Here is a 13,276-nt window from a genome sequence, read left to right on the forward strand (position 1 = left end):
ACCGACGGACTCCCACGTGCACACCATTCATTTCTACGAGAACGACAGGTTAAGCCTGATTCTTGATCAACCCCCACGCCGCATCAAGCGAATCAGCAATTTTGCTCTTGCGGAAATAAACGCCTTTCAACAGGCGTTGCTTTTGACACAAGACGTGCAAGCCTCAGTTCTTTCCCTAACAGGAAAGCATACTAATTCCAAGCAAATCTACTCACCCTACGGCCATTGTTTCCATTCCGCTATTTGCCGAGCAACATTAGCATTCACAGGCGAATTTTTGGATACAGACACTAATACATACCCTTTGGGTAATGGCCATCGGGCGTACGCCCCGCTATTAATGCGATTCCTGTCACCTGACTCGATGAGCCCCTTTTTGAAAGGCGGCATCAATAGTTATGCCTATTGTGGCAACGACCCAATCAATTCGGCAGACCCTACAGGCCGTACCCACGGAAAAATTTTCAAAAACCGATATAACAACACCAATCTCAGGCAACTTCCGAAACGCGAGCTACTGAAGAGGCTATATACTCAGCGCGAAACCAGGAAAACAATTTTCAAGCAATTAAAGGGCGCTTACCCTCCTATAAAAAAAATACTCGACCACTTGCCAGACCACGAAATGGCCTATATGCCAGCCTTCGAAACCCGTGCAAACCAAGTGGCCCAATCTGCTGACACAGCAGCCTCATTAGTTAAAATGTTCATGAAGACCGGACAGGCGAATGCAAAGCCTTTGTTGGGTTTGAATCCCGCTGACGAGAACACAGTCATGGCTGTCGAACTACGCCTTCAACCCCCTGCAGAAACCCTAAATATCCTTCAAAGGCGATCCGCTGGCTTACGAGCCGGAATGCCTGCCAGCTACTTCGAAGATGACATGAAAGTTTTATATCCTGGTTAACGTAGTCAGGATCTGTCCTAAGAAGGGAAGGAAATTGCGTCTAAGGGACAACATGGCTGTTGGTTAATTTTTCACCGCCCCGGCTCGTCTGAATGCGTAACGCAGCCCGCATTCACCCGTTTCGAGGACCACCGATGAACGTATCCGCCTGGCTCTACCGGCCAGCCCAGATCACCTGCCTGCTGCTGGTCAGCGCCTACGCCCATGCCGCCAAGCCCGGCGACGTGTTCAAGGATTGCAAGGACTGCCCCGAAATGGTCGTGCTGCCCGCCGGCAGCTACGTAATGGGGGCCCCCGACGATGAAGTCGGCCGCCAGCCCGACGAGGGCCCGCTGCACACCGTGACTTTCGCCAAGCCCTTCGCCATGAGCCGCTACCAGGTCACCGCCGGCGAACTGGACGCCTACATCAAGTCCACCGGCACCGTCATCAAGAGCGGCGACGACCGCCCCGGCCGCTGGTGCGAAGCCAGCAAGCCCAGCTACAAGCAAGGCCCCCGCCAGCCGGCGGTGTGCATCGACTACGACGAAGTGCAGGCCTACACCCGGTGGCTGGCTGAAACCACCGGCAAGCCATACCGCATGGTCAGCGAAGCCGAACGCGAATATGCCGCCCGTGCTGGCTCCAGCGGCCCGTTCCCCTTCCCCTTCGACGAACCTGGCAAGTACGAGATCAGCAAGCACGCCAACACCTATGGCCCCAAGGACGGGCATACCTTCACCGCCCCGGTGGGCAGCTACCCGCCCAATGCCTTCGGCATGTACGACATGCACGGCAACGTCTACGAATGGGTCGCCGACTGCTACCACGACAGCTACGAAGGCGCCCCCACCGACGGCAGCGCCTGGATCCAGGACCCAAAGTGCATCCGCGCGCACATGCGCGGCAACGACTGGGGCGAGCCGCCGATCTTCTCCCGCTCGGCCAACCGCAACGACCGCCTCAAGACCACCCGCGGTGACTTCCTCGGCTTTCGCGTAGCACGCGAACTGTGAAGTTGTGACGCGGTTAACGCAGCACCGGCCAAAAAAATCGCCAATAAGAATCGTTCCGGTTTTTCGCAGGTGCTGCGTCCTATAGCTGACAAAGAAAAATCCCTCTGCCAACGAGACCGCAATAGATGTCCAAGTCCCTCCCCGGCTCGCTCAACCCGCTTGCCAAAGCACTACTGATCCGTCATTCCCTTCGTCCCCAGCGCGCGTTCACACGCATCGGCCTGGGCCTGGCGATATCCGCTGCGATGGTTGCCCAGGTGCAGGCGCAGGAGTGGACACTGGATATTCCCGCGCAGTCGATGAACTCGGCGTTGCAGGCACTGGCCAGGCAGACCGATACCCAGTTGCTGTACAGCCCGGAAGATATCGGTGGCCTGCGCTCCTCCGCACTCAAAGGGCGCCACGACCTCGCTTCGTCCCTGCGCATCCTGCTGGGCGGCAGCGGGCTGCGTTATCAGATCGACGGCAACACCGTGACGGTAACAGCGGGTTCGGCCGCAAAGGACGGCCAGGTCGAGCTTTCGGCGACCAACGTCAATAGCATGGGCCTGGGCGCCACTACCGAAGGCACGGGTTCCTACACTACCGGCGTGACCAGCACGGCCACCCGCATGAACCTGTCGATACGCGAAACACCGCAAAGCATCAGCGTCATCACCCGCCAGCAAATGGACGACCAGCACCTGGCGACCATTACCGACGTGCTGAAGCAGAACCCGGGTATCACCATGTCCCAGGACGGTGGCGAGCGCTTTCACATCTATTCGCGCGGCTCGGAAATCAGCACCTACCAGCTCGATGGCGTGAACACCGCGCAGGACTACCTGACGCGCAACATGCCCAACACCCTGATGGACATGGCCATGTTCGACCGCATCGAGATCGTCCGCGGCGCCACTGGCCTGATGACCGGTGCGGGCGAACCCAACGGTGTGGTCAACATGGTACGCAAGCGCCCCACGCGAGAATTCCAGTCGTATGTGCAGGCCGGTGTGGGCTCGTGGGACTACTATCGCACCGAGGCCGACGTGTCCGGCCCGCTGATCGAAAGCGGCAAGCTGCGTGGCCGCCTGGTGGCCGCCAAGCAGAGCAACCAGAGCTACATGGACTGGTACAGCCAGGACCGTGACCTGGTCTACGGCGTGCTCGAAGCAGACCTGACCGATACCACCACCGTGCGCTTCGGCATGGACTACCAGACCTACGACGCCAATGGCGCGCCAGGTGTGCCGCTGTTTTTCAGCAATGGCCAGCCCACCAACTTCTCCCGCTCGACCAGTTCCGGGCCGCGCTGGATGTATGAAGACTACACCACCAAGAACTACTCCTTCGGCCTGGACCAGGAGCTTGGCAATGGTTGGCAGTTGAAAATGGCCGGCAACTACATGGATGTCGATCGCGACTCGCTGTCGGCGTTCTATCGCACCGGTGCCGGGGTCTCTACCCTCGATCAAGCCACCGGCAACGCCAAGTCCGACCTGCTGCAAGTCGATGCCCACCAGGTTCAGCGGGGCATGAACATCACGCTGCAGGGGCCTTTCGAGCTGTTTGGCCAGACCCACGAACTGGTTACCGGCTTCGACTACATGGATTACGAGAACAACCACTTCACCGGCAAAGCTGGGGAAGCCACATTCAACTTCTACACCTGGGGCAACCGCATACCGCAACCTGGCAACTATTCGCCACTGCTGGACTACGACCTGACCATCCGCCAGACCGGTTACTTCATTGCCACCCGGCTCAACTTCACCGACGACCTGCACATGATTCTCGGTGCCCGTACAACCAACTACCGTTCGGACTCGAACCAGGTGGTATTGACCACTGGCACTGGCAACCCCACGCAACTTAAGGAGCACGGAGAGGTAACACCGTACGCCGGCCTGATCTATGACCTGACCGATGAGCAGTCGGTGTACGCCAGCTACACCGATATCTTCAAGCCCCAGACCAGCCGCGACCGTACCGGCAAGGTGCTGGACCCTGTGATCGGGCAGAACTATGAAATGGGCTGGAAAGGTGAGTTCTACGATGGTCGCCTGAACGCCAACGCGGCGATCTACCTCATCAAGCGCGACAACCTTGCAGAGGAAGACACCGGTTTCAGCGTACCGGGCGTGCCTAACTCCACCGCTTACCGCGCGGTCAGCGGCGCCGAAACCAAGGGCATTGATCTTGAACTGTCCGGCGAAGTGGCTCGCGGGCTTGAGGTTCATACCGGTTACAGCCACTCCCGCACGGAAGATACCAATGGCGCTCGGCTGACGTCTCAACTGCCGCTGGATACATTCCGCCTGTGGACTACCTACCGCCTGCCCGGCGAATGGGAGCGCCTGACTGTTGGTGGTGGGGTCAACTGGAACTCCCAGCAATCCCTGGCCACCCGCTACAACACGCGCATCACCCAGGAAGACTACGCCGTGGCCAGCCTGATGGCCCGCTACAAGATCAGCGAGCACCTGGCCGCCACGCTGAACGTGGACAACCTGTTCGACAAGAAGTACTACGCAGGCCTGGCCGGCAACTATGGCCACTATGGCGCGCCGAGAAACGCGACGCTGAACCTGCGCTACGATTTCTGATCAGCAGAACGAAAAAAGGCGACCCTGGAGGTCGCCTTTTTCATGCCTGCATGGTGTTCGCTTCGGTAGGCGGTCCGTTGTAGGAGCTGCCTTGTGTCGCGAAAGGGCTGCAAGGCAGCCCCGGCAATTCCTGCATCACTGCTGAGCCCCTGGGGCCGCGTTGCGGCCCTTTCGCGACACAAGGCCGCTCCTGCAAAGAGTGAGCAGGTTTACTGGCTGATCGTATCTGCCAGCAACAGCCTGGCAATCACCCCCTCAAGGACATCCACCTGCTCAAGGATGTCATAGTGCCCGGCGTCAACAGCAATGTCCTGGCAGCTACCCGAGATGCCACCCACGTGCGCGCCCTCCCCCGCCCACCAGCAACTTGCCGCTGCCTCGGTAGACGGTAGCTGGCGCAACTGACGCGAAAGCGCCTTGAGTTTCATGGCCACGACAAAGGTCTGCGCCAGATCAGCGTTGCCGATTTCGGCATAGGCCGACTGTGCAGCCTGTGCGGCCCGTGCCGTTTCGATCACGCGCTCCAGGGCATCCTGAGTACTGCCGACCGGCACGACCGGCAGCACCAGTGCATCGGCCGAAACCCCGAGAATCACCGCCAGGAAGCCACGCAGGTCGGCGCTCCAGTCACTTTCCTGCACGGCTTGCCTGGCCGAGGGCACGAAGCTGTCCACCAAGGCCAGCACCGCAACCCGCTGCCCCTGGCTTTCCAACTCCTTGGCCACCAACACCGCCAGGGTGCCGCCCAGCGACCAACCTGCCAGCTGATAAGGGCCTTCGGGTTGCTTCTGGCGAATGTACTGTGCGTAATCGATAGCCATCGTTTCCAGCGAATCATCCACCCAGGCGTGATCCAGCAGCATCCGGCATTGCAGGCCATAAACCGTGCAACGGCCTTCCAGCCGGCGCGCCAATGGCTCGTAATCGAACACCGTGCCAAACCCGGCATGCAGGCAGAACAGCGGTGTACTCGCGCTCACTCGGCTGTTCAGCAACAACAGCGGGTCCAGGCTTGCATCGTCGGGGGCATAACCCGATAACTCGGCGATGGTCGGCCGGGCAATCACATCACGCAGTTTCAGTTCGATCGGCAAATCCTCACGGGCGCGGACCTTGGACAGCATCTTCAGCACGCGCAGCGAGTCACCACCCAGTTCGAAGAAGTTGTCATCGACACCGACCTGCTCGACTTGCAGTACTTCCTGCCAGATCGCTGCCAGCGCCTGCTCGATCGCATTACGCGGGGCAACCCATGCCCGGCTTGCGGCAAACTCGGGAGCCGGCAGGCCATTGCGGTCGATCTTGCCATTGGGGGTGAGCGGCAGCGCCGGCATCAGTACAAGCTGTGCCGGCACCATGTGATCCGGCAGGTCGGCGCGCAGGGCATCACGTAATTGCTCGGTGCGGGTATCGGCATTGTCCGTCACCACGTAACCGATCAGTTGCTTGCCCGTGCTGATGTCACGCGCCACCACCACGGCATCGCGCACGCCAGCCAGGTTGCGCAGGCGTGCCTCGATTTCTCCCGGCTCGATGCGGAACCCTCGAATCTTCAGCTGGTTGTCCAGGCGCCCGAGGAAGTCGATGACGCCATCGGCGCGGCGACGCACCCGGTCACCGGTGCGGTACAGGCGGCCACCCGGGGCAAACGGGTCGGCCACGAAGCGCTCGGCCGTGAGTGCGGCCCGCTGGTGATAGCCACGCGCCACGCCCTCTCCGCCGATGTAAAGCTCACCGGCCACACCATCGGGCAGCGGGTTGAGGTGCGGGTCCAGTACGTGCAGCGTGCGCTCGCCCACGCGGTCACCAATCGGCGCGTACACAGCCTCACAGGTTCGTTGCACCGGCACTTTCCACAGCAAAGGCGTAACCACGGTTTCCGTCGGCCCATAGCCGTTGGTCAACCAGCGCGGACGCAGCGTGCGCTTGACGTGCTCGAACAGGGCGTCCGGTACCGCATCGCCGCCAAAGCAGTACACCCGCACCGCTGGCGCGGGCTGCTGCTGGCTATCGGCGAATTCGGCCAACTGTTGCAGGTAGGCCGGCGGGAAGCAGGCGATATCGATACGCTGGGCATGCAAGGTCTGCCAGGTTTCTTCTGCCGTCCATAGCCGGTTGTCACGCACCACCAGGCAACCACCCGAGGACAACGTCGACAGCCAGCGCTCCTGGGCCCCGTCGAAGGCGAACGACATGAACAGCAGCTCGCGGGTCTGCAGGTCCATCTCGTACAGCCCGACTATGGCCTGGCAGTGCATGCGAATCTGGCCGTGGCTCACCGCCACACCTTTGGGCTTGCCGGTAGAACCAGACGTGTAGATCAGATAAGCCAGGTTATCCGCGCACGCGCGCTGTTCAGGTGCAGTAGCAGGCAGATGGTCCAGCGCTTGCTGGTCGAGCTCGACGCACCGCGCTACCTGGGTAAAGCGCTGGCGCAAGCCACTGCTGGTGACCAGCAGGTGCATTGCCGAGTCCTCGACGATCCACTGCAGGCGCTCTTGTGGGTAGTCGATATCCAATGGCACATAAGCTGCGCCGGTCTTCATCACCGCCAGGAAGGCCACGATCACCTCCACCGACCGCTCCAGGGCAATACCCACGCAGCTTTCCGGGCGCACGCCCTGCGCGATCAGATGGTGAGCAAGGCGGTTGGCGCGCGCATCCAGCTGGGCATAGGTCAACTGTTGGCCGCCGCAGACTACCGCCATGGCCTCGCCACGCTCACGGGCATGCCCGGCGACACGCTCGGCGAGCAGCGGCTGCTCGCGCCCAGGTGCCGCAAGCTGGTTGCGCAGGTCGGCGTGCCTTGCCTGCGCCGGCGTCAGCATGCCCAGGCTGCCCAGCGTGGCCTGGGGATTGTCCAGCATGGCGCTCAGCAGGCTTTCGAAACTGCCGCGCAGGCACTCGACAGCGGCTTCGGTAAAGCGGTTGCGCAGGTACAGGAACTCTACCGAAAAGGTTTCGCCCAATTGCACGGCCAGGTCCATGGCATAGTTGGTGACGTCGCGGTTACGTACTTCGCCAAAGCGCAACGTTCCGCCGCCGCCCTCGCGCAGGCGGTCGTCAACCGGGTAGTTCTCGAACACCACAATGCTGTCGAACAGCGCCTGCCCTGGCCGCCCGGCCCAGCGTTGCACATCGGCCAGCGCTGCATGCTCGTGGTCGCGCAGTTCCAGGTTGTAGTGCTGCAGCTGGTGCAGCCAGTCGCTGACAATGTGCTGGGGTTGCGGCTCCTGCACCACCGGTAGCGTGTTGATGAACAGCCCCAGCATCTCGCCTGCACCGGCCAGGCTGCTGGGGCGCCCGGCCACTGTGGCGCCGAAGCACACGCTGGCCTGGCCGGTGTAGCGTTGCAGCAGCAACAGCCAGGTGGCCTGGACCAGGGTATTGGGCGTAACCCTCAGGCGCCGGGCCTGGTCACGCAGGTGTTGCGTGCGCTGCGCATCCCAATGCAGGTACAGCGCATGGTGCCCGACAAGCTTGCCGTCCGCCTGCGGTGCAACACTGTCGGCCAACAGCGTCGGCCCCTCCAGGGCACGCAGCTTCTCGCTCCAGAACTGCTCCAGCTTGCCCATCGGCTGCTCGGCGAGCCAACGGATGTAGTCACCGAAGCGCCCCCCCGCATGGCTGGCGGGCCGGCCGTGATAAACCTGCAACACCTCGCCCAGCAACCGTGAATTGCTCCAGCCATCCATGAGGATGTGGTGGCGCGACCAGATCAGGTGCAGGCGTTGCTCATCCACTCGAACCAGTGTCAGGCGCATCAGGGGGGCACACGCCAGGTCGAAGCCTTCGGCGGCCTCTTCGGCTGCCAGCGCCTGCAAGGCGTCGCTGGTCACCTCACGCCCACGCCAGTCGAGCACGCGCAGCGGCAGGCTGGACTGACGCTGAACCACCTGCAAGGGCTCCGCCCACCGGGCCGATGACAGGAAGACCGTGCGCAGGATGTCGTGGCTGGCGATCACCTGGTTCCAGGCCGCGACGAAGCGGTCTATGTCCAGGCCGTGCACATCGACCGCAGTCTGGTTGATGTACAGCGCGGCGTCGCTCTCCTGCAGGGTATGGAACAGCATGCCCTGTTGCATCGGCGACAGCGGGTAGATATCGGCAATCTGAGCAGCAGGTACCGGCAGGTCGTCCAGTTGCGCCTGGTTCAGACGGGCCAAGGGGAAGTCCGATGGCGTGAGGCCTTGGGTGTCATCCTGGCAGCAATGGTTGATCAAGGCCTTGAGTTCTTCTGCATAGGCATCGGCCAGTTGCTGGATGGTCGAGGTATCGAAAACTTCACGGCTGAACGTCCAGCCCAGTGTCAGCTCGCCGCCGTACACCTGGCCATTGAGCGCCAGCAGGCTGCTCAATGGCGCATCCTCATCCTGGTTCAGCCCGGCATTCTCGCTGGCCGGTCTGAACAGGCTCGCCTGCTGGTCGAAGCTGCCATCGAACTGCCCCAGGTAGTTGAAGATGATCGCCCCCTGGGCCAGCGCCGCCAACGTCTGCCGAGCTTCGCCAGCCCCCAGGTAACGCAGCACACCATAGCCAAGACCCTTGTGGGGCACCGCGCGCAGTTGCTCCTTGATGGTCTTGATCGAACTGGCCAGCTCGGGCTGAGGGCTGAGGTTGACCGGGTACATGCTGGTGAACCAACCCACCGTGCGGCTCAGGTCGATACCGTCGAACAGGTCCTCGCGGCCATGGCCTTCCAGGCGCACCAGTACCTGCGGCTGCGCGGTCCAACGGCTGACCACACGGGCCAATGCCGTCAACAACAGGTCGTTGATCTGCGTGCGATAGGCTGCCGGTGCCTGCTGCAACAGCTTGCGGGTCCAGAGCGGGTCCAGGCGAGTGCTGACCGACGTTGCATGCTTCTGCCGGTTTTCGCCCTGGGGATGATCGCAAGGCAAAGCATCGCTGGCGCCTTGCAGTTGATCACGCCAGTAGTGCAGTTCATGTTGCAGTGCCTGGCTGCTGGCATAGGCCTGCAGCTGTTCGGCCCAGACCTTGAACGCGCTGGTCTTGGCCGGCAACTTCAACGGCTGGCCGAGGGCAAGCGCCTGGTAGGCCTGTTGCAGGTCTTCCAGCAGGATCCGCCATGACACGCCATCGACCACCAGATGATGAATGACCAGCAGCAGCCGATGGCTGCCGTCTGCCAGCGTTGCCAGCACGGCGCGCAACAATGGCCCCTGAGCCAGGTTCAGGCTGCGCTGGGCCTGATCGGCCAAGCGTTCCAGCGCCTCGGCATCAACGCATTCGCGTACCCACAGCAGCTCGGTCGATACCGGCGCGCCGATCGTGGCCTGCCAGCGCCCGGCACTCTGCCAGGCATTGAGCCGCAGCAGGTCGTGATGGGCATGCAGGTTGTCCAGCGCCATGCTCAACAGCTGCGCATCCAGTGCCTCACCGGGCTCGAGCAACACCGACTGGTTCCAGTGGTCACGTGCTACAAGCGCTTGCTCGAAGAACCAGTGCTGCACCGGAACAAGTGGCAGAGGCCCGGTGACCACGCCCTGCTCCAGCGCTTGTGCTTCGCTGCGCCGGGCAACCGAGGCCAGCCCCTGCACGGTCTGATGCTGCAGCAACTCCTTGGGCGTGAACTGGATATCCACCTGGCGCGCACGGCTGACCACCTGTAACGAGATGATCGAATCGCCGCCCAGTTCGAAGAAGTTATCGGTCAGGCCAACCTTCTCCAGCTTCAGCACATCCGCCCAGATCGCCGCGATCTGCTGCTCCAGATCACTCTGCGGCGCGATGTACTCGCCCTGCGACTGGCTGGCATCCGGCTGCGGCAGGGCCTTGCGGTCCAGCTTGCCGTTCGGCGTCACTGGCAGCTTGCCGAGCAGCAGCAGGTGCGCGGGCACCATGTAATCCGGCAAACCGGCCTTGAGCGCCTCGCGCAGGCTGTCGCGCAATGCGCCTTCGTCCTGCGTGCTGTCGGCAGGCACCACATAACCCACCAGCTGCTTGCCGCTTGGCCCGTCCTGGGCCAGCACCACGGCTTCCTGCACACTCGGCAGCTCCAATAGTCGCGCCTCGATCTCGCCCAGTTCGATGCGCAGGCCGCGGATCTTCACCTGGTGGTCGATGCGCCCGGCGTAGTCGATCACGCCATCGGCGCGGTAGCGCGCCAGGTCGCCAGTGCGGTACAGGCGCCCGCCGTTGTCGCTGAACGGGTCCGGCACGAAGCGTTCGGCGGTCAGCGCCGGGCGTTGGTGGTAACCACGGGCCAGGCCGACACCACCGAGGTACAGCTCGCCGGCACTGCCGCGCACCGCCGGTTGCAGGCTACCTTCGAGGATATGGGTCTTGAGGTTGTCGATCGGCTGGCCGATCGGCACGCTGATGCTTTCGTCCGGCTGGCAGGTCCAGTGGGTCACGTCGATCGCCGCTTCGGTCGGGCCGTACAGGTTGTACAGGCCCGCCGCCGGCAGGCGTTGCAGGGTCTGGCGGGCCAGTTCGGCCGGCAACGCTTCACCGCTGCACACCACGCGCTTGAGGCTGACGCAGCTTTCGACCGCTTCATGGGTCATGAACGCCTGCAGCATCGACGGCACGAAGTGCAGCGTGCTGATGCCGTGGTGGTTGATGGTTTCGACCAGCAGCTGCGGGTCGCGGTGTGCGCCGGGCTGGGCCATGACCAGGCGCGCGCCGGTCATCAGCGGCCAGAAGAACTCCCACACCGACACGTCGAAGCTGAACGGGGTTTTCTGCAGCACGCTGTCGCTGGCGTCCAGCCCGTAGGCCTTCTGCATCCAGCACAGGCGGTTGACCAGCGCCTGATGGCTGTTGCCAGCGCCCTTCGGGCGACCAGTGGAGCCGGAGGTGTAGATCACGTAGGCGAGGTTCAGCGGGGCCACGTCGATGTTCGGGTTGGCATCGCTGTAGCCATCGAAGTTCTCGGTGTCCAGGTCCAGGCTGCGCAGGCCGGCCGGGATCGGCAGGGCTTCATGCAGGTGCGACTGGGTCAGCAGCAAGGCGATGCCGCTGTCCTCGAACATGTAGCTCAGGCGATCCTGGGGGTATTCCGGGTCCAGCGGCACATAAGCGCCGCCGGCCTTCACAATGCCGAGCAAACCGATGACCATCTCCAGGCTGCGCTCCATGGCGATGCCCACCAGCACGTCCGGGCCCACGCCCTGCTCGCGCAGCTTGTGCGCCAGCTGGTTGCTACGGCGGTTGAGCTCGGCATAGCTCAGGGTCTGCTGGCCAAAGGTCAGCGCCGGGGCATCCGGGGTGGCGAGTACCTGGGCTTCGACCAGCTGGTGGATGCTGGTTTCGCCTGGGTAATCGGTTTGCGTGGCATTCCAGCCATGCACGATCTGCTGCCGCTCCCCGTCATCCAGCAATGGCAGCTCAGCCACTCGCTGGCCTGGGTTGCCGACGATGCCCTGTAGCAGGTTCAGCCAGTGCCGCGCCATCTGCTGTATGGTCGAGGCATCGAACAGGTCGGTTGCAAAGGTCAGCGTGGCGCTGATGCCCAGCTCATGTTCGAAGCTGTCCAGCGTGAGGTCGAACTGCGCCGCGTGCACGTTCCATTGCAGGCTCTCCACCTCCAGGCCGGGCAAGCTGCGGCGCTCGCCCTTGCCCCGGGTCTGGTGGTTGTACATCACCTGGAACAACGGGCTGTGGCTCAGGCTGCGTTCAGGCTGCAAGGCATCGACCAGCTGTTCGAATGGCAGGTCCTGATGCACCTGCGCGCCCAAGGCTCGTTGCCGCACTTGCGCCAACAGCTCGGTGAAGGTCAGCTGCGTATCGAACTCGGCACGCATCACCTGGGTATTGACGAAAAAGCCGATCAGCCGCTCGGTCTCTACGCGGTTACGGTTGGCGATGGGCACGCCCACGCGCACATCGGCCTGCCCGGAGTAGCGGTGCAACAGTACCTGGAAACTCGCCAGCAGCAGCATGAAGGGTGTCGCCCCCTGGTGCTGCGCCAGCTGTTTGAGTGACTGGCTCAACGCTTCGCCCAGGTCAACGTCGATCCGCTCACCGCGGTAGCTTTGCAGCGCCGGGCGTGGCCTGTCGGTGGTCAGTTCCAGCACCGGGTGGTCGTCGCCCAGCTGCGCCATCCAGTACGCCAGCTGACGCTCACGCTCGCCAGCGTCCATCCAGGCACGCTGCCAGATCGCATAATCGGCGTACTGGATCGGCAGCTCGGCCAGCGCCACTTCCCGACCTTGGCTATAGCCCTCATAAAGCTGTACCAACTCATCGATGAGCAAGGGCATCGACCAGCCATCGGCGACGATATGGTGCAAGGTGAGCACCAGCACGTGCTCGCCCTGCGCCAGTTCCAGCAGTTTCACCCGCAGCAGCGGCCCATGGACCAGATCGAACGGCTTCTGGACCTCAAGCGCGACCTGCGCCTGCAAAACCTGCTCATCCACGGCCCCCAAGGCCTGGCGGGCCAGCTGGAAAGGCTGGTCCGGGTGGATGACCTGCATCAGCTGGCCATCTTCCTCGGCAATGGTCGTGCGCAAGGCTTCATGACGCTGGATCAGCGTCGCGAAGCTGCGCTGCAGGGCTGCCAGGTCGAGCTGCCCCCTGAACCTGAGCGCGGTCGGAATGTTGTAGGCCGAGCCGGTGGGCTCCAGTTGCCAGAGAAACCACTGGCGTTGCTGGGCATAGGACAGCACAGGGCGTTCGACATCGTGCCTGGCCACCGGGATGGGCAGTTGCGCGAGCGTGACGCCCTTGGACGCCAGTTTTTCGAGAAACAGCTTCTGCTGCGCCAGGGGCAGACGGATAAAGCGATAAACCAGGTCTGCGTTTCTGTTGTCCGTGTGCAT

General features: G+C 62.6%; 4 protein-coding genes. 3 read left to right on the plus strand and 1 reads right to left on the minus strand.

Annotated elements, in window-relative coordinates; genetic code table 11:
• Positions 1 to 16: 16 nt before the first annotated feature.
• From E5221_RS20780 to E5221_RS20790, 3 genes are all read left to right on the plus strand, one after another.
• Positions 17 to 907, plus strand: a complete 891-nt coding sequence (locus E5221_RS20780) for an RHS repeat-associated core domain-containing protein (RefSeq protein WP_247846373.1) — start codon at positions 17 to 19, stop codon at positions 905 to 907.
• 134 nt (positions 908 to 1,041) lie between these two features.
• Positions 1,042 to 1,902: a formylglycine-generating enzyme family protein gene (locus tag E5221_RS20785; protein WP_247846374.1), complete on the plus strand. Its 861-nt coding sequence runs from the start codon at positions 1,042 to 1,044 to the stop codon at positions 1,900 to 1,902.
• Positions 1,903 to 2,027: 125 nt separating this feature from the next.
• Positions 2,028 to 4,487 carry a TonB-dependent receptor gene (locus tag E5221_RS20790; protein WP_247846376.1) on the plus strand — a complete coding sequence of 820 codons (2,460 nt, stop codon included), beginning with the start codon at positions 2,028 to 2,030 and terminating at the stop codon, positions 4,485 to 4,487.
• A gap of 209 nt (positions 4,488 to 4,696) precedes the next feature.
• On the opposite strand, the gene E5221_RS20795 is transcribed toward E5221_RS20790, so the two are convergent.
• Positions 4,697 to 13,276, minus strand: a complete 8,580-nt coding sequence (locus E5221_RS20795; protein ID WP_247846378.1) for a non-ribosomal peptide synthetase — start codon at positions 13,274 to 13,276, stop codon at positions 4,697 to 4,699.

The organism is Pseudomonas sp. A2 (assembly GCF_023100865.1).
Taxonomy (GTDB): domain Bacteria; phylum Pseudomonadota; class Gammaproteobacteria; order Pseudomonadales; family Pseudomonadaceae; genus Aquipseudomonas; species Aquipseudomonas asiatica.

Bases quoted from the DNA above. Each gene is read 5' to 3' on its own strand.
- E5221_RS20785 (WP_247846374.1), top strand. From the start codon at position 1,042: ATGAACGTATCCGCCTGGCTCTACCGGCCAGCCCAGATCACCTGCCTG.
- E5221_RS20790 (WP_247846376.1), top strand. From the start codon at position 2,028: ATGTCCAAGTCCCTCCCCGGCTCGCTCAACCCGCTTGCCAAAGCACTA.
- E5221_RS20795 (WP_247846378.1), bottom strand. From the start codon at position 13,276: ATGCACACGGACAACAGAAACGCAGACCTGGTTTATCGCTTTATCCGT.